Annotated in this window: 18 protein-coding genes and 2 pseudogenes; 9 read left to right on the forward strand and 11 right to left on the reverse strand. The window is 69.9% G+C overall.

Going from position 1 to position 23,791, the window contains the following annotated elements; all coding sequences use genetic code 11:
• The first annotated feature begins 14 nt into the window (after positions 1-14).
• Entirely contained in the window at positions 15-3,842 is a 3,828-nt protein-coding gene (locus tag HZS56_RS23650) for a glycoside hydrolase domain-containing protein (RefSeq protein WP_216722781.1), read from the forward strand.
• Positions 3,843-3,922: 80 nt separating this feature from the next.
• Here the strand turns inward: HZS56_RS23650 and HZS56_RS23655 are convergent, their stop codons facing one another.
• The gene (locus HZS56_RS23655; protein WP_216722782.1) at positions 3,923-5,284 is read right to left on the reverse strand and encodes a DUF3100 domain-containing protein; all 1,362 of its coding nucleotides are present in this window, start codon (positions 5,282-5,284) and stop codon (positions 3,923-3,925) included.
• 10 nt (positions 5,285-5,294) lie between these two features.
• Positions 5,295-5,501: an aldehyde dehydrogenase family protein gene (locus HZS56_RS23660; protein WP_216722783.1), complete on the reverse strand. Its 207-nt coding sequence runs from the start codon at positions 5,499-5,501 to the stop codon at positions 5,295-5,297.
• A gap of 513 nt (positions 5,502-6,014) precedes the next feature.
• On the opposite strand from HZS56_RS23660, the gene HZS56_RS23665 reads away from it, so the two are divergent.
• From HZS56_RS23665 to HZS56_RS23675, 3 genes are all read left to right on the forward strand, one after another.
• Positions 6,015-7,016: a DUF6192 family protein gene (locus HZS56_RS23665; protein ID WP_216722784.1), complete on the forward strand. Its 1,002-nt coding sequence runs from the start codon at positions 6,015-6,017 to the stop codon at positions 7,014-7,016.
• A 2-nt stretch (positions 7,017-7,018) separates the two neighbouring features.
• Positions 7,019-7,438 carry a hypothetical protein gene (locus HZS56_RS23670; RefSeq protein WP_019359427.1) on the forward strand — a complete coding sequence of 140 codons (420 nt, stop codon included), beginning with the start codon at positions 7,019-7,021 and terminating at the stop codon, positions 7,436-7,438.
• Between the two features lie 64 nt (positions 7,439-7,502).
• Positions 7,503-8,348 (forward strand): IS5 family transposase, encoded by an 846-nt coding sequence (locus HZS56_RS23675; protein ID WP_308408141.1) that lies wholly within the window; start codon positions 7,503-7,505, stop codon positions 8,346-8,348.
• A gap of 706 nt (positions 8,349-9,054) precedes the next feature.
• Here HZS56_RS23675 and HZS56_RS23680 read toward each other — a convergent pair.
• Positions 9,055-10,248, reverse strand: a complete 1,194-nt coding sequence (locus HZS56_RS23680) for an alcohol dehydrogenase catalytic domain-containing protein (protein ID WP_150193614.1) — start codon at positions 10,246-10,248, stop codon at positions 9,055-9,057.
• A 190-nt stretch (positions 10,249-10,438) separates the two neighbouring features.
• On the reverse strand, positions 10,439-10,996 hold the full coding sequence (locus tag HZS56_RS23685) for a type 1 glutamine amidotransferase domain-containing protein (protein ID WP_216722786.1): 558 nt from the start codon (positions 10,994-10,996) through the stop codon (positions 10,439-10,441).
• A 218-nt stretch (positions 10,997-11,214) separates the two neighbouring features.
• Between HZS56_RS23685 and HZS56_RS23690 the strand changes: the two are divergent.
• Positions 11,215-11,652 (forward strand): annotated as a pseudogene (locus HZS56_RS23690) (hypothetical protein); the annotation flags it as partial.
• Positions 11,653-11,952: 300 nt separating this feature from the next.
• On the opposite strand, the gene HZS56_RS23695 reads toward HZS56_RS23690, so the two are convergent.
• From HZS56_RS23695 to HZS56_RS23725, 7 genes are all read right to left on the reverse strand, one after another.
• On the reverse strand, positions 11,953-12,261 hold the full coding sequence (locus HZS56_RS23695; RefSeq protein ID WP_007389165.1) for a putative quinol monooxygenase: 309 nt from the start codon (positions 12,259-12,261) through the stop codon (positions 11,953-11,955).
• 307 nt (positions 12,262-12,568) lie between these two features.
• Positions 12,569-12,979 carry a GlcG/HbpS family heme-binding protein gene (locus HZS56_RS23700; protein WP_037766100.1) on the reverse strand — a complete coding sequence of 137 codons (411 nt, stop codon included), beginning with the start codon at positions 12,977-12,979 and terminating at the stop codon, positions 12,569-12,571.
• Between the two features lie 704 nt (positions 12,980-13,683).
• Entirely contained in the window at positions 13,684-14,517 is an 834-nt protein-coding gene (locus HZS56_RS23705; protein ID WP_216722787.1) for an aldo/keto reductase, read from the reverse strand.
• A 134-nt stretch (positions 14,518-14,651) separates the two neighbouring features.
• Positions 14,652-15,749, reverse strand: a complete 1,098-nt coding sequence (locus tag HZS56_RS23710; protein WP_216722788.1) for an NAD(P)/FAD-dependent oxidoreductase — start codon at positions 15,747-15,749, stop codon at positions 14,652-14,654.
• 781 nt (positions 15,750-16,530) lie between these two features.
• Positions 16,531-17,931 (reverse strand): aldehyde dehydrogenase family protein, encoded by a 1,401-nt coding sequence (locus tag HZS56_RS23715; RefSeq protein WP_216722789.1) that lies wholly within the window; start codon positions 17,929-17,931, stop codon positions 16,531-16,533.
• A gap of 13 nt (positions 17,932-17,944) precedes the next feature.
• Complete coding sequence (locus HZS56_RS23720; RefSeq protein ID WP_216722790.1) at positions 17,945-18,802, reverse strand: NAD(P)-dependent oxidoreductase; 858 nt, start codon at positions 18,800-18,802, stop codon at positions 17,945-17,947.
• 131 nt (positions 18,803-18,933) lie between these two features.
• The gene (locus HZS56_RS23725; protein ID WP_216722791.1) at positions 18,934-19,821 is read right to left on the reverse strand and encodes a MurR/RpiR family transcriptional regulator; all 888 of its coding nucleotides are present in this window, start codon (positions 19,819-19,821) and stop codon (positions 18,934-18,936) included.
• 244 nt (positions 19,822-20,065) lie between these two features.
• Here HZS56_RS23725 and HZS56_RS23730 point away from each other — a divergent pair, with 244 nt between their 5' ends.
• The 4 genes and pseudogenes from HZS56_RS23730 to HZS56_RS23740 form a co-directional block, all read left to right on the forward strand.
• Positions 20,066-20,992 (forward strand): SDR family oxidoreductase, encoded by a 927-nt coding sequence (locus HZS56_RS23730; RefSeq protein ID WP_308408142.1) that lies wholly within the window; start codon positions 20,066-20,068, stop codon positions 20,990-20,992.
• Positions 20,993-21,001: 9 nt separating this feature from the next.
• Positions 21,002-21,237 (forward strand): annotated as a pseudogene (locus HZS56_RS38425) (MFS transporter); the annotation flags it as partial.
• Positions 21,238-21,460: 223 nt separating this feature from the next.
• Complete coding sequence (locus tag HZS56_RS23735) at positions 21,461-22,594, forward strand: PQQ-dependent sugar dehydrogenase (protein WP_216722792.1); 1,134 nt, start codon at positions 21,461-21,463, stop codon at positions 22,592-22,594.
• Positions 22,595-22,786: 192 nt separating this feature from the next.
• Positions 22,787-23,791 (forward strand): serine/threonine-protein kinase (locus HZS56_RS23740; RefSeq protein WP_216722793.1); only part of this gene is annotated, 1,005 nt, incomplete at its 3' end.

Below are 23,791 nucleotides of genomic sequence, written 5' to 3' on the forward strand. Positions count from 1 at the left end.
AAAGGGAGAGTTCCATGCCAGGTCGTCCCAGAGGGGGGCGGGCCGGTGGGGCCACCGCGCCCCGGCCGGTCCGCCGCCCGACGTTACTGCTGAGCACCCTCCTGCTCGTCCTGGGAGTGCTCGGTGGCGGCGTGCAGGCGCCCGTCGCCGCGGCCGCGTCGTCCGCCGGTGCCGGACGGAGCTACGTGGACCGGGTGAACCCGTGGGTGGAGGCCGACATCGGCCGGTACTTCTTCTTCCAGTCGGCCAGCAGGCCGTTCGGCATGGTCAAGCTGCGCCCGGACACCAGCACCCACAACTCCCGCGGCACCGGGTACCGGCGCAACGAGGACCAGGTCAAGGGCTTCAGCCACCTGCACGACTGGCGGCTGTCCGGGGTGCAGGTCATGCCCACCAGCGGCACCGACGTGTCCAAGCTGGAGGGCGACGAGGGCTGGCAGTCGCACGTCGACCACGACAACGGCGAGGTCGCCGAACCCGGCTACCACAAGCTGCACCTGGACCGGTACGGCATCGACGCGGAACTCACCTCCACCGACCGCGTCGGCATGCACCGCTACACCTACGACAAGGCCGGGCCCGCGGAGGTCCTGGTCAACCTCGGCGGCCACCTCGGTGAGGCGATCATGGACGACGCCCACGTGACCAGGGTGGGCGACCGCGAGATCGCGGGCTACGTCGTGCAGTACGGCGAGGGCTTCGCCGAGAACGACCCCGACCACAAGGTGAAGCTGTACTTCGACATCCGCTTCGACAAGCCCTTCGACTCCCTGCGCGGCTGGTCCGACGGCAGGCTCACCGACGACGGAGCACCCGTCGACGAGGTCTCCGGCGACAACGCGGGCGCCTACGTGCGCTACGACCACCTCGAGGCGGGCGAACAGGTCCAGATGAAGGTCGGCCTGTCCCTGACCGGCACCGCGGGAGCGGCGAAGAACCTGCGGACCGAGCTGCCCGGCTGGGACTTCGACGCGGTCAGGGCGGACGCCCAGAAGCAGTGGAACCGGATGCTCGGGCGCATCGACGTCCGCGGCGGCACCGACCAGCAGCAGGAGAAGTTCTACACCGACCTGTTCCACGTCCTGTGCGGACGCAGCACGGTCAGCGACGTCGACGGCGCCTACCTGGACAACACCTGGGGCAGGAACCGGGTCGCACGCGTACCGGTCGGCCGCGACGGCCGGCCCGAGTTCGCGATGTACAACTACGACGCGCTGTGGCTCACCCAGTGGAACCTCAACAGCGTCCTCGGTCTCGCCTATCCGGAGATCTACAGCAGCCTGGTCAAGTCGCAGCTGCAGATGTACAAGGACGGCCAGCTGCTGCCCCGGGGACCGGTCGCCGGAAACTACTCGATGGTGATGAGCGGTTCCCCCGTGACGTCCTTCATCACCGGCGCCTACAACAAGGGCATCCGCGACTTCGACACGGACCTGGCGTACGAGGCGATGATGGACGCCCAGTCGGTCGGCGGACTGTTCGACAAGGCCTGGTTCGACTACGCGGGCTGGGGCAACGGCGGCAACCGCGAGTACCTCGACCTGGGCTACGTGCCGAACGGCACCACCGGCCAGGGCGCCGGCCAGACCCTGGAGTACGCCAACCAGGACTGGGCGCTGGCGCAGTTCGCCGAGCAGCTGGGCAAACGCGGCATCAACGCCGGCCAGTACGCGAAGGCCACGGCCTCCTCCGAACTGGACAAGGCGCACGTCGCGGCCCGCGCGGTCGACGGCCGCCCGCTGCGCGCACCCACCGACGTCGAGTGGGCGTCGGCGGGGGAGCAGCACCCGTGGATCGAGCTGACCTGGGACAAGCCGCGCACCCTGCGGCAGGTGGTGCTCAGCGACCGCGCCGACACCGGCAGCAACGTCCGTTCCGGACGGCTGGAGTTCAGCGACGGGTCGACCGTGGACGTGAAGGACGTCCCCGCCGGCGGGGCCAAGAAGACCGTCCGGTTCAAGGAACGGACCGTCACCTCGGTGAAGTTCACCGCCACCGGCGGCGAGGGCGAGAATGTCGGCCTGAACGAGTTCGAGGCCTGGGACGACACCGACACCCACCAGTACCTCCAGGACCGTTCCCGCAACTGGCGCAACCTCTACGACGAGGAGACCTCCTTCATCCGCCCGCGCAACGCCGACGGCAGCTGGCGCGCCCCCTTCGACCCGCTCGCGCCGGACGACTTCGTCGAGGCGAACGCCTGGCAGGCGACCTGGTTCACCACCCACGACGTGATGGGCCTGGCCAACCTCATGGGCGGCGAGACCGCGTACGCGGACAAGCTCAACTACGCCTTCACGAGGGCCGAGAAGCACAACTTCATCGGAGAGTACGGCGAGGGCCACGTCTCCTACGGCAACCAGCCCGGCCTGGAAATGGCCCATCTGTTCAACTACGTCGGCAAGCCGTGGCTGAGCCAGTACTGGGTGCGGCAGGTCAAGGAGAAGACCTACGGCTCGACCGCGACCGACGACGGATACGGCCACTACGACGAGGACCAGGGCCAGATGGGCGCCCTCAGCTCCCTGATGGCCATGGGGCTGTTCGAGGTCACCGGCGGCAGCCTGCGGGACCCCGTCTACGACATCACCTCCCCGGTCTTCGACGAGATCACGGTCAAACTCGACCCGCACTACAACAAGGGCAAGCAGTTCCGCATCGTCACGCACCACAACTCGGCCGAGAACATGTACATCCAGCGGGCGAGACTGGACGGCAAGCGGCTGGACAACGCCTGGTTCCGGCACGACCGGCTGGCCGACGGCGGAACGCTGGAACTGTGGATGGGCGCCGAGCCCAACAAGAAATGGGGCACGGAGCACCTGCCGCCGTCCCGGTCGAAGTCCGCGGGGCACACACCCACGTTCGTCGAGGACATCACCCTCGACGGCCCGGACAAGGTCGACGAACCGTACGGCGACAGCCGCTTCGAGGCCGCCGTCGCACCCGGCGACGCCACCCTCAAGGAGGTCTTCTGGTCGGTGACCGAGCCGGACGGATCCCCCACCGAGAAGGCGGAGATCGACGACGACGGCACCCTCACCGTCAACCACCGAGACGGCCGGGTGCGCGTCACCGCCGTCTCCGCCGACAGCGGGGACGCCACCGCCTCCAAGCTGGTCGACATCGGCCTCGACAAGGCCAAGCTGCGGGGCAACGCCGCCTGCTGGCCGGGCGTCGAGGCCACGGCGTCCTCCGTGTACAGCGCCGAATACCCGGTCGAGAACGTCTTCGACGGCTGTACCCCGGGCGGTGCCGACGGGGGCGCCGACTGGGCCTCGCGCGGAGAGCTCGACCCGTGGGTGCAGCTGAACTGGCCGCAGGAGATCCGGGCCGACCGGATCGTGCTGTCCGACCGGACGACGAAGGACGACGTCAACGGCGGCGTCCTGACCTTCTCCGACGGCAGCAGGGTCGAGGTGGAGGACATTCCCGCCAAGGGGCCGATGACGGTCGGGTTCCCCATGCGGACCTTCGACTGGGTGCGCTTCCAGACCGAGGGCGGCACGGGCTTCAACAACGGACTGAAGGAGTTCGAGGTGCACGCCGTGCCCTCGGCCCCCGAAGCCCCCGGGGCGGTCACGGCGTCGGCCGGTGAGGGCGGTGCCACCGTCCGGTGGAAGCCTCCGGCGTTCGACGGCGGCGTACCGGTGACCGGCTACCTGATCACGCCCTACCGGGACGGGAAGCCGCTCCCGCCGGTCGAGGCCGGTGCGGGGGCCACGCAGACGGAGGTGAAGGGCCTCACCGCGGGCGAACCGTACACCTTCACCGTCACCGCCGAGAACATGGCGGGACGCGGGCCCGAGAGCAGCAGGAGCGACCCGGTGCGACCGGAGTAGGAGAGCACGGGCAGGCACGGGAGCGACAGGGTCTCACCGCCCCGTCGCTCCCGTGCCGGCGTTCACCGGGCAGGAGACGGTCAGCCCCACGCCCCGAGAGTGAACTCGGCGATGACGACCGAGAGCAGGAACGAGGCGGTGATGGCCACCAGGCCCACCGGGACGATCTTCCAGCCGATGCGGCGCAGCAGCGGAAGGTCCTTGCCCAGCGACAGACCCGCCAGCGTCAGCATGATCGTGGCGATGGAGAGGAAGTCCACCGAGCCGACGAGACGGTTCAGCGTGCCGGAGGCGAAGAACCAGGGACTGGATACGTACGCGCCGACCGTGGTGATCCACACGATGGCGGACACCTTCCGGCTGACCCTGGCCAGGAAGAGGCCGGACAGGACCAGGGCGAGCAGCACGCCGTAGCCGCCGACGATGTCCCGGCCGACGTGCCCGGCCGCGACGGAGGCGGTGCCCACGCCCAGTACGGTCAGAGCGCCGAGCGACAGCGGCAGCGGGATCCGGACCTCGCCGGAGGCCGCGGCGACGTCCTCGCGGAAGGCACGGTTGCCGGCCGCGCCGTCCTCCTGACGGCTCCCCGGGGCACCGCCCCCGCCCGGGGTGTCCCCGGCGGGTCCGCCCTCGCGCCGGCGACGCGTGAGGAAGCGGTAGAACCGGTCGGCCAGCGGCAGCGCGACGTAGATGCCGGCGTAGACGCCCAGGATCGTGGTGATCAGGTTCGAGACCGCGGCCATGCCGAGGATCGCCTGCTCGTCGCCCGGATGCGCGGCCACGATGCTGGCGGACGACGCGGCCATCATGGACCCGGAACCGACGCCCGCCCCCATGGCCAGCGCGAGCGGGTCGAAGATGTTCCAGTTCGCGACCAGCGAGGTCAGGAGCGTGATGAAGACCGCTCCGAACATGGTGCCGAAGACGTACATCGCCAGCACGCCCCGGTACTGGTCGGAGTCGGGCCCGTACTTCTCCGAGACCATCGCGAAGGACGGCTCGCGGTCCAGCGAGAAGGTCGCGCCGACCGTGGCGCTTCCCATGCGCAGGGCGACCGCGAGCGGCAGTGCCACGGCGACCGTGCCGAGCAGGTGCCCGATCTCCTGGAGGAGCAGCGCGGGTCCGGCCTCGGCGAGGGTGGGCAGGCTGGGCCCGATGTTGAAGGCGAGCCGGGCGACGAGCAGCATGACGGCCACCCCGACGAGCGCCGCCGCCACCTTCTGGAGAGGGAGGCCCAGCGGCCGGACCCTCTGCAGGGAAACCAGCAGACCCAGCAACAGGCCCCACACCATGGGGAAGACGATGACGGAGCCGACGCCCAGATCGATGTCCAGCTCGCCGAGGAACTGCACGACCAGGGCGATGACCAGTGCCAGGCCCGCGATCGGCAGCGTCTGCCGGGTCCGGGTGCCGCCGTCCTTCCGCGTGAGGAGGGTGGTCATCGGGGCCTCCTCAGTAGCTCAGGGACGGGAACGGCGAACCCGCGGCCCGGGTCGGCGTCCACACGGCTTTCGTCTGGGTGTACTCGTCCAGCACACCGGGACCGGAGGACCGGCCGTGCCCGGAGTCGCCGAACCCGCCGAAGGGCACCGCCACGTGAATGGTCTTGTAGGAGTTGATCCAGAACGTGCCGGCCCTGAGTAGCTGTTTCCGATCCAAGGTTCTGGGTAGATTTGCCCCCTAGCCTGGACCGGTGTCTGAGGGGGCCGAGAGGGCCAGAGTGAGGGACTGTCGGGCTTGTGGTGAACGGCTGAGGCCGGACGCCCGGCCCGAGGCGGTGTTCTGCTCGTCGGTCTGTCGTTCCAGGCAGTGGCGCAAGGAACAGCGGCTGCGGAAGCGGTTGGCAGCTGTCCGGGACAAGGTCGGCCTGGTCGAGTGCCCCGAGTGCGGGGCCCGCTGGGTGGCGGGTGTCGACCGTCGTTCGGACGCCCGGTTCTGCTCGCGGCGCTGCGTCGTGGGGGCCTGGCGGAAGCGGAAGGATCCGTACGCGGATCGTGCACAGTGACCACTGAGCGAACGCATCCTTGGACCAGTTTCGTTCACGGAACGGTCAATTGCGGTCATTCCTTGCGATCTTCGTATTTACGGTCTGACTCTCGGAAACAGATGCGGTCCCTGTCCTGTCACGGCCCGAAGTGCCGTGACAGGGAGCGCACTTGGATGGTGAAAGCCATGTCCGAGGAGAACGAGACCATCGGCGCCGTCAGCCAGTCTCGCTACGAGCAGATCGTGGCCGAGCTGCGGGACGTCGTTGAACAGCAGACCCGCGGCCAGTTCACGATCGGGGACCGGGCCCTGGAGGTCGAACCGATGCGGCAGCGGGGCGGCGAAACCGGGGACAGCGAGTACACGGTCGAGGAATCGCTGACGCGCCTGGCCGAGGACATCGGCCTGAGGTTCTCCACGGTGAAGACGGCCAGGTGGGTGGCGTCGCGGTGGCCGAAGGAACGACGCCGTCCCGAGCTCGCGTCCTACACGGTCCACCGGTCGCTGGCGAGTATCGAGGACGAGGAGAGGCGGTTCGCGACGATCCTGACGCTCCCGGAGGGAAAGGCCCGCTGGACCAAGGACGACGCCAATCGACAGGTCGGCCAGCAGGTCGAGACGCCCATCACCCCGCAGGAGAAGGTTACCGCGATCCACTCGCTGGCCCGGGACGCCGAGGTCGCGGCTGCGGTGACCACCGACTTCCTGAAGCGTCCCCAGGTCGCGGCCAAGGTGTCCTCGGAGGACAAGGTCCGGGTGGTGGAGGAATTCACCCGCGACGAGCTGGTCGCGACGACCGCCGCGACCAGCCTGCTCCGCAGGCCGGACGTCGCGTTCAAGGCGATGAGCGATGACACCGCCCGCTTCCAGGTCAACTCTGCCCAGGCCGAGCGCAGTCGGCAAGCCCTTGACCACTTCGAGCGCACGAACCCCGTCGCCCCGGCAGTCCGCAACATCGACCGGGCGGTGGAGTTCCTTGACCTGGTGACCGCCTTCCACGCGTTCGTCGCCGCAGCTGGCCGGACCGTCCCCGGCCTGCGCGACCGCCAACTGTCGGAGGACGAACGCACCATCGTCCACCAGAACGTAGCCAAGGTGAAAGCGACTCTGGACTGGATCGAAACGGCGGTCGACACCGGCAAGGTCGACATGGACGACGAGCTCGCGGCGATCCTGCGGGGCGAGTAGTCGTGCCCCGCGCCTCCCGGCGCAAAGGGGACGCGGCCAGACGGCACGCGGACACCGTCCGCTTCGTTCTGTTCGAGGCTCGCCCGGCCGGGCTGGAGTTTCACCAGCTGGTCCGTGCGAGCGCGCTCTCCCCGCACCAGGTCCGCTCCGGCCTGGCCGCGCTGAAGGACGAGGCCGCGTCCAAGGGCTGGCCTCCGCTGATCTGGAACCGTCTCGACGGCTACCAGCTCGGAGCGGAGCGGGCCGCGCTCGAAGCCTACGAGCGGCAGGTCGTGGGCGAGAAGCTGACCCAGTTCCGGCGGTTCATCACCGGCACGGTCGCCCCGCACGCCGCCGCCCACCCGAACGACAAGTGGGTACGGCACATCGTCGCCCAGCTCAACTCCATCGAATCAACCCTCGACCTCATCGCCAGCGCCTGACCGATCCACGGGGCCGACCGGCGAAGCCGGCCGGCCCCGCAGCAGGTCACAGACGGGAGGGGAAGTGCGTCAGCGCCGCTATCCGTCGGACATGACGGATGACGAGTGGGCCCTGATCGAACCGCTGCTGCCGCTGCCGGCCTGCGACACCGCCCGCGGCGGCCGGCCGGAGAAGCACCCCCGGCGCGAGATCGTTGACGCGATTCGATATGTCGTGGACACCGGCTGCAAGTGGAGGGCCCTACCCGCGGACTTCCCGCCCTGGAGGACCGTTTGGGGGTTCATGGCCCGCTGGGCTGCCCGCGGTGTCATCGGTCAGATCCGTGACGCCCTGACCCAGCGGATCCGCCGCGAGGTGGGCAAAGGCCCCAGAGCCGTCGCGACGATCATCGACTCGCAGTCAGTCAAAGCGGCATCGACCGTCGGCAAGGACTCCCGCGGTTACGATGCAGGCAAAAAGATCAATGGCCGCAAACGGCATCTCGTGGTCGACACCCGCGGCCTGCCGCTGCTGGTCATGGTCACCCCGGCCGATCTGCATGACTCCGCCGCGGCCAAGGAAGTCCTCTTCCGTCTCCGTCTCATGCACCCCGAGATCACCATCGTCTGGGCCGACCGCGCCTACGCGGGCAAGCTCATTACCTGGGCGAAGAAGCATCTGAACCTCACGATCAAGACCGTTTCCCGCCCGAAGGACTCCTCCGGGTTCGTCCTGCTGCCCCGCCGCTGGGTCGTTGAACGCTCGCTGGCATGGATGATGAACGCTCGCCGGCACGCGAGGGACTACGAACGGCTCGTCCAGCACTCCGAAACACTGATCACCTGGGCGGCGATCACGCTGATGACCAAGCGTCTGACCTGCAACGGTGCGGGCTCCGCCTGGGCCAGCAAGCCCAGTACGTGCGCCTGAACTGGTTATTCGCCCGGCTCCGGGCCGGGCCACGCGTACAGGTCGAAGGCTGCTGATCAAGGACCGCCAGGGGCATCTGGGTGGAGGAAGCACGGTCCGCAGCCTGCGCCTTGGCTGGCCGGGTGAACGTGCCGCTGGCCCGAGAGACCGCAAGCTCTTTTCGGGGCCGGAGCACCGGTAGCGGTCAGCCATGAGGTCGAGGAGGGCCAGTGTGCTTGCACGCCCGTCGTGTCCGAGCTCATCCACCGTCCGCGGTCCGCTGCGCCACCGGGGTACGGCAGAACCGGCGCCAGCGCAACGAGTCGGCGTTTAGTAACACAGTCGGTGCGGCGCTTGAGATACAGCAGTCGCAATCGCGTCTCCCGCCGTACCGACGACCGACGATGAAGCGCTGTCCAAGAAAGCATGGACCCCAGTCAGCTCGGCGGATAACGGCCGCTCGCTCCGGCAACGTCTTCTCCCAGGAGTCCTGCACTGGCGCGAGGCACAGCGCCGCCCACACCTCCCGCCCACCTGTCGCGGTCGGCGACTGCGCTGCGGCGGCACGACCTTCTTCCAACCGATGGCTGATGCGCTGAGCGCCTACGGCGTCAGCGTGTACTAACCGTCCCTTGGGGCACCTGGGCAGTCCGTCGCGTTGTCGGGGGTGACGGACTGCCCACTACGCCGTCGCTTATGAGTTCGCAGGGACGGATGAGGGCGGGCCTCAGGCGGGAATGAGGCCGTGGGGGTCGATGATGAACTTTTCGGACACTCCTGTGTCGAAGGTCGCGTAGGCGTCGGGGGCGTCGTCGAGGCTGATCACCTTCGTGTTGAGCATGGCACTCAGGTAGGGCAGGCGGTCCCACAGGATCGCCATCATCAGCTCGCGGTTGTAGTGCATGATCGGTGCCTGCCCGGCGGCGATCCGCGGCGATTTGATCCAGGCCTTGCCGAAGTCGAGCGGGTACGTTCCCTCCTGCTCGGCCTTCGACTTCGCGAGCGGGTCGGCGCCGTAGACGCCGATGACTCCGGTGGCCCCGCCCGCGCGGGTGGCGTCGAGCACCTGGTTGAGGGCGTAGGCCGGGTCCATGTCCTCGGCCTCACGCCCGATGCCGTGTGCCTCAGTGCCGACGTAGTCAACTGCGCAGTCGACCATGGGTTCGCCCAGGATGGCCTCGATCTGGTCGGTGAGCGCTGCGTCCTGGCTCAGGTCGATCGTCTCGCAGCCGTTCTTCTTCACCAGCTCCAAGCGGTCCTTGTGGTAGTCGCCCACGATGATGCAGGACGCCCCGAGGAGCCGCGCCGCTGCTGCGCCGCAGCGGCCGACCGGGCCGGCGCCGGCGATGTACACGGTCGAGCCCGGCTTGGCACCGGCCTCCATGAGACCGTGGAACGCGGTGGGCAGGATGTCCGAGAGCAGCGCCAGGTCACGGATCTTCGCCATGGCCTGGTCCCTGTCCGGGAAGCGCAGGAGCTGGAAGTCGGCGTACGGGACGAACAGGTACTCGGCCTGGCCGCCGGTCCAGTCGCCCAGGTTGAAGCCGTACGCTCCGCAGGACACCTTGGGGTTCGTGGTCTCGCAGACTTCGGTCCGGCGCGCCCTGCAGTTGCGGCATCGGCCGCAGGCGACGTTGAACGGGACGGAGACGAGGTCGCCCTCACTGAGGAACTCGACGTCGGGGCCGACCTCGATGACCTCCCCGGTCATCTCGTGCCCCATCACCATGCCCTGGGGCACGGGGAAGGACCCGCGGTAGATGTGCAGGTCGCTCCCGCAGATGTTGGTGGCGACGATCCTGAGGATGACTCCGTGCGGGGCCTTCTTCCCGTTCGGCATCTGAAGCTTCGGGAAGTCGAGCGACTCGACGCGCATGTCTTTCGGGTTCTGAAAGGTGACAGCGCGGTTGCTGCTTGCCATGACGATCTCCTCTGCTGATTCACGGTGACTCGGCCGAGTGAGTGTCGGCGGTCATTTGGGCGACTTTGCGACGTCGGCTTTCCTAAACGTAGGGCTACACCCGAGGTATGCAGGCCAGCGCCACACCCTCTTGCGTGCCATCGCACTAACGCTGCGTGCCACGCGCCCGGTCAAGCGCGTCTTCTGCCGATCAGGTGGGTTGCGGTGCGTTGGCGAAGTGTTCGATGATCGCCGCGCAGAAGGCGGGGAGGTCCTGCGGGCCGCGGCTGGAGATCAGCTGGCGGTCGATCACGACCTCCTCGTCGACGACCTCGGCGCCGGCGTTGCGCAGGTCAGTACGAATGCTGGGCCAGGAGGTGAGGCGGCGACCGTGCAGCACGTCAGCCTCTGCCAGGGTCCAGGGTCCGTGGCAGATGGTGGCAACGGGTTTGCCGGTCTCCACGAACTCCCTCACGAAGGCGACGGCGTCGGGGTCGGTTCGCAGTTGATCGGGGTTCATGGTGCCGCCGGGCAGCAGGAGCGCGTCGTAGTCGCTCACGCGTGCGTCGGCGACCTTCTTGTCCACGGTGAAGGTTCCGGCCGGGTTGATGTCCATCTGGCGCGCGTTGATTTCGCCGGTGTGGAGGGAGAGGAGTTCGGCCTGTGCTCCGGCGCCCAGCAGTGCGCCGAGAGGTTCTTCGAGCTCGACGCGCTCCACGCCGTCGGTGGCCAGGATGGCGACCTTCCTGCCGTGCAGTTTGTTGGTCATGGTGCTGTTCCTTCCGGTGATCGGCGGAGGACCGGTTCGGGTCCGTGCCCTCCGCTCAGCTGCCGTCGGGGAGGAGGACCTTGGTCCTTGCCCTGCTCGATCAGCCTGGTTGGCCTGGCCCGTCCCCATGTCTGGTGGGCACGTCACCCACGGAACGACCTCACCACTCCCACTGTCCCACCCTCACAAGACATGTCAAAAGGTGCGAGTTGTCTCGCTTGGCCGGTGACGCGCCGGGAACCCGGCCTGCCCGGCCCACGACAAACCACGGCAGGAAGGGAGATGCGGCCAGACGCCGCGGTGACACCGTCCGCTTCGTGCTCCTCGAAGACCGCCCGGACCGGGCTGGGCTTCGGCCAGTTCGTCCGCGCGAGGGACCTGTCCGCCTACCAGGTCAGATCCGGTCTCGGAGCGTTGAAGGACGAGGCCGCTGGCCGCCGCTGATCTGGACTCGCGAGGTCGGCTACCGGCTCGGCGCTGACCGGGCTGGAGGCATATGAGCGGGCTGTCGTCTCGTAGAAGCTCAACGAGTTCCGCCGGTTCATCACGGGGACCGTCGCCTCGGACGCCGCCGTCCAGCCGAACCACAAGCTGGTCAATCACATCGTCGCCCAGCTCAACTCTTTCGAGCGACCCTCGATTTCATAGCCGGTCCCGGAGATCTTGTCCGCAAGGGGACCGTCCGTCGCCGATCGGACGGCCTCCGTCACATCGCTGGGGCGGCCGTCATGCGTCATCCTCGCTATCCGCCACAGCCACCACGGACACCTCTGCGACGACGCCACCACCGTCCTCCTCCAGTGGCACGGCCCCCAGCCCTTCGCCCCACCCTGAAGCCCTCGTCGGACTCCCCACATCCGGCACCGCCCCACCAGAACGTCAACCAAGCCCTGGCTCTCCACCAACTATCCGCGACAGCTACGGCTGACCACGCCGCCCCGCGGGCAGCACCTGCTCTAGGCGGGCGGCTTCTCCACGAGGACATCGATCTGCTCGATCGTGGGCTCCTCGAAGAGCTCACCCGTGTTCTCAGCGAGCGCTTGCGCGACCTCGCCCGACAGATGCGCCTGGCGTCCGTCGTCGTCGGGAAAGGCGTCGAAGATTCCGAACGACGAGGGTCCGAACTGGATTCCGAACCACCTGACGGTCTTGGGTTCCCCCTCGACGATCGACAGCCCCTGGTTCAAGAAGTCCTGGACGTCGTCCTCCCTGCCGGGCAGTGCTTCGAGGCGTACCAGAAGTGCTTTGCTGACCTGTGTTGCCATCTTGGGTCTCTCCTCTTCCTTTTCCTTGGTTCGCGTCGCCGCGATCATCAGAACGCCGCTATGGCCGCCTCGGCGACCGTCTGATCTTGCTCGCCGCTGCCCCCCATCACTCCTACCGAGCCCCAGGACCTGGCCGTCGTGGGGGAGCGGGATGCCACAAACGAAGATCATCATCAACGTCGGCCGAGGTGGCGGCACACCCGCGTTTGCCCGTCATGACGACTCCTCTGCTCTCCTACGCGGCTTTCGCACGACTCCTGTGCTCTCCTGCGCGGTGCGGGACGCGGGCGGGCGGGATACGCGGGGGTTACAAGCCTGCGGCAGCCGCCTGAGCGACGCTCTGGTCTTGGTCCCCTGACCCTCCGCTCACCCCGACGGCGCCCACCACCTGTCCGTTGCGGTGGAGCGGCAGGCCGCCGGCGAAGATCATCACGCGGCCCTGGTTGGAGCCGCTGATGCCGTAGAACTGCTGCCCGGGAGCGGCGTTCGCGGCGAGGTCGGCGGTGCTGATGTCGAAGGCGCGGGCGGTGAAGGCCTTGTTGATGGAGATGTCGACGCTGCCGAGCCATGCGTCGTCCATGCGGGCATGGGCGACGAGGTTGCCGCCGGCGTCGACCACGGCGATGTTGCTCGGCTGCCCGAGCTCCTGCGCTCGTTTCTCTCCCGCGTCGATAACCCGCCGAGCGTCCTGAAGGGAGATGCTCTCGATGCTGGTCATGGTGCGAGCTCCTTCTTGACGTCGTTTCCGGGGTTATGGGCCAGCGCTTCAGCCGCAGTCGGGGTGGAGCAGGACCTTGGTCCAGCCGTTGTCGCGCTGGTCGACGTCCTGGTAGCCCTCGGGGGCTCGGGGAGCCGTCCGTTCGCAGAGACTTCGTTCGGGGGACGGTTGATCGTCACCGTGCGCCAGCGATCGCTGTGCCCGCTGGCGGCCCCGCTCGACTCACCCTTCCACCGGCGGATCATCACCGCTGCCCCGCCGCCCACAACCAGGCCGCACAACGTCAGTGCCTTGCCGTTCATCGCGTGCTCCTCTCCGGGGGCGAAGCCGGATAGCCGCCGTGGAAGTGTTCGAGCTATCTCCACCGTCACCTGGCTTCGCCTCACGTGCAAACGCAGTCCCCGGGTGACCCGCGTCCGATTCGTGGACCAGGCGGCGACTCTCTGGACTCCGCTCTAACGGCCGGGCCGACCCCGAACTTGACTTGACCAAGTTCTGTGGGTGTTCGGGGCCAGATGCGCGTCAGATCCTTCGGCTCGATCGTCCAGCCCTCCTCCAACACCTGGCGGACGATCTCGGCGATGTCCAGGGCGTTGTGGAAAATGCCCGCGTTTTGCAGGAACAGTACGACGCCCTCTGCCGCCATCGGTGAGGTCGGACCACCCGGCTCCTGGCGGAGCCCGGTCGGGCGCGCTGCAGGGGTGTCACAGCATCTCCAGCGGCCGTTTGCTCCCCGGCGGCGGGAACGCCCGGTCCAGGGTCGCGAGGTCCTCGGCGGTCAGGTCCACCTCCAGAGCCGCTCTGTTCTCCTCGACGTGCGCGCGGGAGGACGCCTTCGGGATCGCGATGACGTCCTCGTGCCGCAGGACCCAGGCCAGGGCGATCTGCGCGGGCGTCGCACCGTGGGCGGCTGCCACGTCCCGCAGCGCCGTGTGGCCGAGCAGACGGCCCTGCTCGACCGGCGAGTACGCCATGACGGGGATCGACAGTTCACGGCACCTGGGCAGCAGACTGTACTCAGGCCCTCGACGGCTGAGGTTGTACAGCACCTGGTCGGTCTGCGGCCCGGCTCCGGGCGGCAGGTCCGCGAGATCATCCACATCCAGGTTGCTCACCCCCCAGGAGCGGATGGCACCCTCCCGCACCAGGGACTCGAACGCCTCGACCGTCTCCTCCAGCGGCACGGCTCCACGCCAGTGCAGCAGGTACAGATCGATCCGGTCCGTGCGCAGACGACGCAGGCTCCCCCGGCATGCCTCGGCCACTCCACCGGCGTCCGCATGGGAGGGGAGGACCTTGCTGACCAGGAAAACCTCGTCCCGCCGTCCGGCCACCGCCTCGGCAACCACTTCCTCCGCCGCGCCGTCCCCGTACATCTCCGCGGTGTCGACGAGGGTCATCCCCAGGTCCAGCCCGGCGCGCAGGGCCGACACCTCGGCCGCGCGGCGCCCGGCATCCTCCCCCATCCCCCAGGTGCCCTGACCGAGCACCGTGACCGCAACCCCGCAAGGAAGGACGACCGTCCGCAGATCCGCCATGGCTCCTCCTGGATGTAACGGTAGCCAAAGACTGCTAACCGCCAACAGCACCACGATCGCGCATCGGATGGCACCGCGATCACCGACGTAGCTACCAACGTCGTCGGAGCACAATGCGCCGACTGCTGGGGCTTTCAGCGGGGCTGGCCAAGTGCTGCCGCCGGCCGCAGGTTCTCCTCGAGTTCACCGCCCATGGCCGCGCAGGCCAGTGCCCGTCCCAGTCGAGGTGCCTGTTTGAACAGGTTGTGCCCGGCGGCGAAGAAGATTCTCTCGGCTTCCCAGACCGCCATGCCGTCCTCACTCCACGGCAGGCTTGTCACCCAGCAGTTGAGGCGCTCCACGGGCTCGGGGTCAAGGCCGGGCAATGCGCGGGAGACGTACGCGCGGGCGCGGTCACTGAGTGCCGTCAAGGCTTCGGCGTCCGCGAAGCTGCCGTCCTCGCGCACCTCGACCGTTTGGCTGAGGCCCACCGCATACCGGCTGTTGCCCGGATAGGGGGCGGCGTAGACACCGACCTCGCCGAAGTCGCCGCTGCTGTCCTGCAGGCAGGCGACCCGTTCCGGGGGCGCTCCCCTGACCTGGAAGGTGAGACGGACGTGGGCTGCCGGCTGTACCGGCAGCGAAAGCCCCACGTTGCGCGCCAGCCGCGCGGTGCAAACGCCCGCGCACACCACGGCCGTCGCGTACTCTTCGCGGCCGACGCTACTGACCACCTCCACCGTGCCGCGGCCCGTCGGATACAGCGAGATGACTTCGTCGGTGACCAGCGAGTCACCCAGCGCATCGGCCAGCCGCTCGACCGCGGCACGGGTGCGGATGGCACCGCCGCCCTCATCGAGCATCGCGGGACCGCGGTAGTCGGCGAGCAGCGGCATGCGCGCGTGAAGCTCGGCGCTGTCCGCCGTGCGGGCCGGTATGCCGGCATCCTGCAGAATGCGCAGTCTCCCAGGAACGGTACTGCCCAGTGCGACCACTCCGTCCCGGGAGACCAGTTCGGCGCCCAACCGGTCGGCCCACTCGTCCCAAACGGCGCGGGCCTCCCGGGTGAATTCCACCAGGCGGGCGTCGTCGTGCGCGTGGCGGAATATGCGGGACTGGCCACCGGATTGCCCGTGGCCTGGAACGCCGCTCTCGTAGACCCGCACCGCCGTTCCGCGTTCAGCCAGTGCGTAGGCGGTGCAGAGTCCGACGATGCCGGCCCCGACCACGGCCACCTCTGGAACCTGGTCCATTCGATCGCCTCACTTCGCGTCCCGGAGCTGTCCCCCTGCGGGCCAGGGACTAAGTTCATCTGTCGCCGCCGCGAACTGGTGGGTGACTGGACCCCATGAGCATTGCCAGTTCTACGTGACTCGGCGGCGCAACCCTGCCTCCTCCAGCCTCACACCGGTACGAAATATGTCAACCGGTCACCTCGGACAACGATCGTGACCCACCGGCGGAGAGCCGCGGGTCGGACGTCCGGTCAAGGCACGGCAGGAGGGGTCTGAGCAGTACATCAGCCGGCTGGCGATTCCGTCGCTGTCCAGACCAGCGGGCAGCAGGGGTTCCGCTCGGCCGAGATGTCGACCCGCCGGACGTGGTGACGGCAATCGGAGCGATGGGTGCGGGATGACCTTGCATCATGATCGGCCTGGCAGCTTCCGCAGCCAGGACATCCTGCACATCGGAGTCCAGGCTCATCGTGTCGTTCCCCGTGCTCTGGCCAGCCCGTACGGTGCGCGAGGGGGAGGCCCTTGCACGCCAGTCACCGGCCAGGCGAAGTCGTACATCAGGACGGGCAAACGACAGAGTTCAGGGCTACCGGCAGGACCAGTGCGGCCTCGGTGGCCTGGTCCGGTCCAGGGTGGGCGTGACATGCCGAGCCCCACGAGGCCCGGGGCGGCCAGGTGCCAAGTCGCCCACTCCCGGCCTACGCCTCGTCAGATCACTCAGGACGACGTCAAGCGGGCCATCGCGCGCTCTGCGCCCAGCTGGCGCGATCAAGGGCCAGCTATCGCGCTCAGTCACACCTCAGACGCTCCGAGATCGAAAACAACTTCTGACGGCACGCGCCACGTGGTGGGCGCGGGCGACGTCCTGCGTCCAGACCGCCCCCGCCAGCCCGAAGCCGGTGGCGTTGGCGCGCGCGACGGCCTCGGCCTCGGTGTCGAAGGCGTCGGCCCCGACGACCGGGCCGAACACCTCGGTGGTCTCCAGCGGGTTGGCGCTGCTCACCCCGTCCAGCACCGTGGGCACCACCCAGCGGCCCGCGGCCAGCGGGGAGCCGGCGACGCTCTCGGGCAGGGCCGCGGCCGTCGCCCGCCGCGCACCGCTCTCGAGCCCCGCCTCGATCAGCGAGGTGACGGTCGAGAACTGCGGCTCGGTGATGATGGGGCCGATCTCGGTCGCGGGGTCCAGCGGGTCGCCCAGCCGCAGGCGGCCCGCACGCTCCGCCACCCGTGCCACGAACTCGTCGTGGACCGCCCGCTCCACCAGCAGCCGCGACCCGGCCACACAGGACTGCCCCGCCCCGGAGAACACGGCGGACACGGCGCCGTCCGCCGCCCGGTCCAGGTCCGCGTCGGCGAACACGATGTTGGCGCTCTTCCCGCCGAGTTCGAGGACCGTGGGGATCCCCGCCGCGGCCGCCGCGACCGCCACCCGGCGACCGGTCCCCACGGAACCGACGAAGGACACCTTCCCCACGCGGGAGTCGCCGGTGAGGGCGGCGCCGACGGTGGAGCCGAGGCCCGTGGCGACGTTGAAGACGCCGTCGGGAAGCCCCGCCCCGTGCGCCAGCTGGGCCAGCCGGAGCGTGGAGGCGGGGGTGAACTCGCTGGGCTTGACGACGACGGCGTTGCCCGCGGCGAGCGGTGCGGCGGAGTTCCAGCCCCCGGTGAACAGCGGCGCGTTCCACGGGGTGACGGCGACTACGACGCCCCAGGGGACCCGCTCGGTGTAGGTGTGCCAGTTGCCGGGGACGGGAATCGTGTGGCCGAGCAGCTTGTCGGCCCAGCCCGCGTAGTAGCCGAACATCTCGGCGACCTTCGCCGCCTCGCCGCGGGTGTCCCGGATCGGCTTGCCGGTCGTGGCGGACTCCAGCGCCGCCAGCTCCTCTGCGTGCGCGGCGACGGTGCGCGAGACCTCCCGCAGGATCGCCGCCCGCTCGAAGGGGTCGGTGGCGGCCCACACCCCGGCTCCGCGCACCGAGCTCGCCAGCACCGCGTCGGCGCCCTCCCGCCCGGCGTCGGCGTAGTCGGTCACCTGCTCCGACGTGGCGGCGGACGACAGGGTCACGGTCTCGCCGCGGCCGGCGACCACGCGCCCGTCGACGAACGAGCCGAGCCCCTGCGGGAAGTGGGCGGCCAGGACCGTGCGGGCCGTGGCGGCGCCGGACGTCGCGGCGCCGGTCGGAAATGTCGTGCTGCTCATGCCGTTTCAGTCCTTAGGAGGTGAGGGTCGGTGCGACGGTGCGGGCTATTTCGGAGAAGTCGGCGGCCGGGCCGAGCTCGGCCAGCGCCTCCTGCCAGCGCTCGCCGGCCGCGGCCAGGAGCCGCGGGCGCTCGCCGCGGCGCTCGGCGGTCTCGACGGCCAGTGCGGCGTCACGAGCCATGAGCCCGAGGGCGAAGCCCGAGTCGTAGGTGCCGCTGAGGACCCAGTCCGGATACATGCTCGCGGAGGCCCTGCTGCCGCCCGAGGCACCGCTGATGCCGGCGGCCGCCGCGGCCGGGTCGACACCGTGGGCCCGCGCCTCGCCGACCGCGACCAGATTGACCGCGGCCAGCACGTTGTTGAGGAGCTTGACCACGTTGCCGGCGCCGGGACCGCCGAAGTGCCGGTACTGCCCGCCGGTGAGGTCGTCCAGGACGGGCCGTGCCGCGGCGAGGGCGTCCGCGGTGCCGCCGACGAAGGCGGTCAGGCGTCCGGCCTCCGCGCCGGTACGGCCTCCGGAGACGGGCGCGTCGATGAAGGACACGCCCTGTTCCGCCGCCAGGGCGGCACAGGCCGCCGACGTGTCCGGCTCCGAGGTCGTCGTGTCGACGACGGCGAGCGTGCCCGGCCGGGAGAGCAGGGCGGGCAGCGTCGACTCCACCACCCGGGCCGACGGCCACGACAGCACCACATGGGGCGTACCGGCGAGCAGGCCGACACTGTCGACGGTCTCCACGCCCGCCTCGCGGGCGGCGGACCGGGCGTCCGGGGAAGGGTCGAACCCGCGGACCTGCCGGCCCGCCCGGAGCAGGGCCGCCGCCATGGCACCCCCCATCGACCCGAGGCCGACCACGGCTGTGCACTTGCTCATCGAAACTCCTTGAGACGCAGGGGAAAGGAGGCGCAGGGACAGGGGGAGAAGGCGGCCGCGGGGACAGCGGACGGAGAGGAAGAGCGAGGCGCGGGGCGGAGCCCCGCCTGCCCCCATCCGGCCCCCGGCCCTCAGTCGAGATAGATGTCCAGGTCCCGCCAGAGCTGCTGGGTGCGACGGATCGCGGCGCGGCTGCGCTCCGGCTGTGCCTCCTGCATGCCGGCCAGCAGCCCGTACACCACCGAGGTCGCGGCGGTGACGGACTGGAAGAACGAGATGCCCTCCGACGGCACGATCAGCAGGTGGTCGGCGATCGAGGTGGCCAGCCGTCCGCGGCGCATGTCGGTGATCGCGACCACCGTGGCGCCCGCCTCGCGGGCGGCCGCCGCGGCGGCGATGACCTGTTTCGTGGAGCGCCACATGTTGACGACCACGAGCACGTCGCCCGGGCCGACGGTGTTCACCGCCGTGGCCAGGTGCACTCCGGCCCGGTTCTCCAGCGTGACGGGATAGCCCAGCGTCGAACCGAGGTGCGCCATGACGCCGGCGGGCCCCGCGAAGGAACCGACACCGACCACGAGAATGGACCGGGCCCCGGCCAGCGCGTCGATCGCCGCCCGGGCCTCGGCCGCGGAGTTGCTCTCCAGGGTCTGGCGGAGGTTCTCGACGTCGTGCGTCAGGGCGTCGTGCAGGGGGCTGCGGTGCTCACCGTGCTCGGTGAGGGTGTCCTCGGTGGAGATCTGCACCAGGTAGCGCGCCCGCAGCTCCCGCTGCAGGTCGGGCCAGCCCCGGTATCCCAGGGCCTGCGCCGCCCGGACGACCGTCGAACTGTTCACGTCCGCCCGCTCCGCGATCTGGGCGATCTCCGCGTACGAGGCCAGCTGCGGGTTGCGGACGATGACGTCGACGACCCTGGCCTGCGCCTTGGACAGCGCCACGTCGGGCAGGGCGTCGCCGAGCCACCGGCGGTCGGCGTCCTCGGAGCCGCGGCCCTGCTCGGGATGCGTGTCTGTGGGCATGGGGGTGCCTTCCGTGAGGACGGACGCGGTGCAAGCGCGGTTGCAGAACCGTACATGGCAATCTGGATTGCGAAAACCCTCTGTGCGCCGGCCCCGCGGGGCCGCCCCTCCGGGCGAGCACCTGACGCCGGCCGGTGACCGGTCCGCCCGGTTTGTTTGAGTGCCCGGTGTCGGGACACGCGGTCGATGAGTGCCGCCTGCTCCAGGACACGGGCGGCGGACGGAGGAGACCAGGAGGCCAGGAGTGCAGAGCAACGAGTCGGGCCGCGGACCGCTCGATCGCCCGGCGATGCCCCAGGAGGAGGCGGAGCTCGCTCCGCCCTACCGTTTCGAGCGCCAGCGGCGCCCGGGAGTCGAGACGCGCATGCGGACGCGCCCCCGCTACCTCGCCCCTCACTACAGGGGCTCGGGGAAACTCGAGGGGAAGGTCGCGCTCGTCACGGGCGGCGACTCCGGCATCGGACGCTCGGTCGCCGTCCTCTACGCCCGGGAGGGCGCCGACGTCGCCGTCGTGTACCTGCCCGAGGAGCAGGAGGACGCCGAGGAGGCCCGGGAGGCGGTGGAGAAGGAGGGCCGCCGGTGCCTGCTCCTGCCGGGGGACCTGTGCGACCCGTCGTTCTGCCGGACCGTCGTGGAGCGTACGGTCGACGAACTCGGCGGACTGAACGTGCTGGTGAGCAACGCCGCGTACCTCAACAGCCAGAACAGCCTGTCGGACCTGACGGCGGAGGACTTCGACCGGGTCTTCAAGACCAACGTCTACGCCTACTTCCACCTGGTGATGGCGTCGTTGCCGCACCTGAGCCACGGCGACGCCGTCATCGCCACGGCCTCCGAGGAGGGGCTCAAGGGCAGCGCCATGATGATGGACTACGCGGCGTCCAAGGCGGCCGTGGTGACCTTCACCAAGTCCATCGCCTCCCACCTGGCCGAACGGGGGGTCCGTGCGAACGTGGTCTCCCCGGGGCCCACTTGGACGGTGCTCAACCTCGCCGGGCAGCGCTTCCCGGACGACTACCTGACCGACCTCGGCAGCTCCTCCCCGATGGGCCGGGTCGCCCAGCCGGAGGAGGTGGCCCCCGCCTACGTGTACCTGGCCTCCGACGCGGACTCCAGCTTCACCGTCGGCGAGGTCATCGCCGTCACGGGCGGTCTGACGGACACCCGCTGACCGCGGCACCTGGCCGGCATGCCCGACATGGGAACCGGCATGGGTCTGTCGACGACACCCTCCACCGACGCCGTCACCAGCTCGCTGCCCCGCGCCGAGCAAAACGTCGCCTCTCCGCGCTCAACGACGTCACCCGCGGGCTCGGCACCGCCCTCGGCGGCACCATGCTCGGCGCGCTCCTGGCAGGCGGCTACCGCAGCGCCATCGGCGGCAGGCCCGACGGGGCGGCGGACACCGCTCGCGAACCGCGGCTCGGAGAAGCGGGACCTGAGAAGGGGGAGCGAGGAGGGTCGTGAGAGAGGCGTGTATTGGTCTGGGCCGGGCCTCACCCGCCCTCGTAGTCTCTTCGGTGGCCGGCGGCACGACCAATCCCCCACCCGAGTTGTGAGCCGGCTCGGGCGGCGTCCCTCCACCCCGCCCCGAGCAGCCGGGTGAACTCCCCCCACTCACCGCCTCCGGGAGGCCTTGGTGAAAGTTCGCAGCAGAGCGTCGGCGATCACCGGCGCGCTGATACTCGCAGGATCCCTGGCCGTCGCCACGGCGTCCGCCGAACCCACGACCCGTCGGGGCGCGGCGCAGATCGCCCTGACGGAAGTGGCCAGTGCCGAGAACCCGACGGCCGGGGCCGCGGGGCCGGGAGCCACGGTCTGGATCGCCGAACGCGCGGGCACGGTACGGGTCCTGGCGGACGACGGACTCGGCGACCCCGTACTCGACATCTCGGACGAGACCACGACGGACGGCGAACGGGGCCTGCTCGGCCTCACGTTCGACGAGGACTTCGCACACCTCTACCTCTCCTACACCGGCCTCGACGGCACCAGCACGATCGACGAGTTCGCCGTTCAGGACGGGACGGTGCAGCAGGACACCAGGCGGACCGTCCTGACCCAGGAACAGCCCGAGTCCAATCACAACGGCGGCGACATCGCATTCGGCCCCGACGGCCACCTCTACGTCGCGTTCGGCGACGGAGGAGGAGGCGGCGATCCCGAGGGCAACGGTCAGAAACTCGACACCCTGCTCGGCAAGCTGCTGCGCATCGACCCGCAGGGAGCAGAGCCGTACGCGATCCCCGAGGACAACCCCTTCGCCGGCGACCCGGACGCCAGGGGCGAGATCTGGTCGTACGGGCTGCGCAACCCGTGGCGGTTCTCCTTCGACGCCGGATCGGGCGACCTGCTCATCGGCGACGTCGGCCAGAGCGACTGGGAGGAGATCGACTGGGCGCCCGCCGACAGCAAGGGCGGGGAGAACTACGGCTGGTCCCGGATGGAGGGCAATCACCCCTTCGGCGGCGGCAGCGAGCCCGAGAACCACGTCCCGCCGGTACACGAGTACGACCGCACCGGCCCGGGCTGCTCGGTCACCGGCGGGTACGTCTACCGCGGGAAGGCCGTCGGGGACCTCGTGGGACAGTACGTGTACAGCGACTACTGCGACGGCACGCTGCGCTCCCTGGAGATCGACAACGGCGAAGTGACCGGCGAGAACGACCTCGGCGTGAACGGCGGCCAGGTGGTGTCCTTCGCCCAGGACGCCGACGGCGAACTGTACGTCCTCGCCTCCGACGGCACGGTCTTCCGCATCGGCCCGGCGTGACCGCGGCAGCCGGCTGACCGTCACCGCGGCCCCCTCTCGGCTTCCGTTGCGGTGGGGGCCGTGCGTCTCCGGCATGACCGGTGCACGGCCCGAGGATCTCGGGCACGGGCCTGTTGCACCGCGCCGCCGCCCGCCCGATATCTTGACGGAGCACGGCTCACGAGGGCCGCCGCAGGAACGGGAGGTCGTGCCATGCCGGCCGGAGGGACTCCGCAACAGCCCGGCGGCACACGGGCTGCGGAACACGATCGCCTGATCGCGGGGCGGTACCGGCTGCACCAACTGCTGGGCAGCGGCGGCATGGGGACGGTGTGGCGCGCCGAGGACGAACTGCTCGGCCGGGACGTGGCGTTGAAGCGCATGCACGTCCCGCCCCACCTCTCCGACGAAGAACGCGAGCGGCTCTACGAGCGCACCCGCCGGGAGGCCCGCAGCGCAGCGCGGATCACGCACCCGGGCGTCATCGTCGTACACGACGTCGTCGACGACGTACCGGGCGCCACCGACCCGGCACATGCCGCCGGCTCCGCCCTGCCGTGCATCGTCATGGAGTACGTCCGTTCCCGCACCCTCGCGGAAGTTCTGGCCGAACAAGGGCCCCTGCCCCCGGCCGAGGCGGCCCGGATAGGCCACCGGATGGTGGCCGCGCTGAGCGCCGCCCATGCGGCGGGCGTGCTGCACCGCGACGTGAAACCGGGCAACGTCCTGCTCGCCGCGGACGGCCGGGTGGTGCTCACCGACTTCGGCATCGCCGTGTCCACCGGCACCTCCACCCTCACGAGGACCGGCGAGATCGTCGGCTCGGTCGGCTACCTCGCCCCCGAGCGGGTCCGCGGCCGCACCCCCGGTCCCGCCTCCGACCTGTGGTCGCTCGGCGCGACCCTCTTCGAGGCCGTCGAGGGGTACAGCCCGTTCCGGCGCGAGACCGCCATGGAGACGGTGTACGCGATCGGCGTCGACCCGCTCCCGCCCCTCGCCGCGCAGGGCCCGGTGGCCGATCTGATCGCCGAACTCCTCGCCAAGGAGCCGGAGTCACGGCCCGGTGCCGCCGAGGCCGAGCAACGCCTGGGCGCTGCAGCCGTCTCTCCGGCGACGGCGGCTGCCGACACCGTGCGGTTCCCCGCGCCCGGCACACATCCCGAGGTGCCGCCGGCCCCCTCCGTGACGGTACCCGCGGTGCCCGCCCCCGACGCCGCC

The organism is Streptomyces mayonensis (genome assembly GCF_018982965.1).
Taxonomy (GTDB): Bacteria; Actinomycetota; Actinomycetes; order Streptomycetales; family Streptomycetaceae; genus Streptomyces; species Streptomyces mayonensis.

Excerpts from the sequence above, each read along its gene's own strand:
- HZS56_RS23695 (WP_007389165.1), bottom strand. The coding sequence starts at position 12,261 with ATGGCAACACAGGTCAGCAAAGCACTTCTGGTACGCCTCGAAGCACTG.
- HZS56_RS23680 (WP_150193614.1), bottom strand. The coding sequence starts at position 10,248 with ATGGCAAGCAGCAACCGCGCTGTCACCTTTCAGAACCCGAAAGACATG.
- HZS56_RS23720 (WP_216722790.1), bottom strand. The coding sequence starts at position 18,802 with ATGAGCAAGTGCACAGCCGTGGTCGGCCTCGGGTCGATGGGGGGTGCC.
- HZS56_RS23725 (WP_216722791.1), bottom strand. The coding sequence starts at position 19,821 with ATGCCCACAGACACGCATCCCGAGCAGGGCCGCGGCTCCGAGGACGCC.
- HZS56_RS23655 (WP_216722782.1), bottom strand. The coding sequence starts at position 5,284 with ATGACCACCCTCCTCACGCGGAAGGACGGCGGCACCCGGACCCGGCAG.
- HZS56_RS23685 (WP_216722786.1), bottom strand. The coding sequence starts at position 10,996 with ATGACCAACAAACTGCACGGCAGGAAGGTCGCCATCCTGGCCACCGAC.
- HZS56_RS23710 (WP_216722788.1), bottom strand. The coding sequence starts at position 15,749 with ATGGACCAGGTTCCAGAGGTGGCCGTGGTCGGGGCCGGCATCGTCGGA.
- HZS56_RS23715 (WP_216722789.1), bottom strand. The coding sequence starts at position 17,931 with ATGAGCAGCACGACATTTCCGACCGGCGCCGCGACGTCCGGCGCCGCC.
- HZS56_RS23665 (WP_216722784.1), top strand. The coding sequence starts at position 6,015 with ATGTCCGAGGAGAACGAGACCATCGGCGCCGTCAGCCAGTCTCGCTAC.
- HZS56_RS23700 (WP_037766100.1), bottom strand. The coding sequence starts at position 12,979 with ATGACCAGCATCGAGAGCATCTCCCTTCAGGACGCTCGGCGGGTTATC.
- HZS56_RS23650 (WP_216722781.1), top strand. The coding sequence starts at position 15 with ATGCCAGGTCGTCCCAGAGGGGGGCGGGCCGGTGGGGCCACCGCGCCC.
- HZS56_RS23705 (WP_216722787.1), bottom strand. The coding sequence starts at position 14,517 with ATGGCGGATCTGCGGACGGTCGTCCTTCCTTGCGGGGTTGCGGTCACG.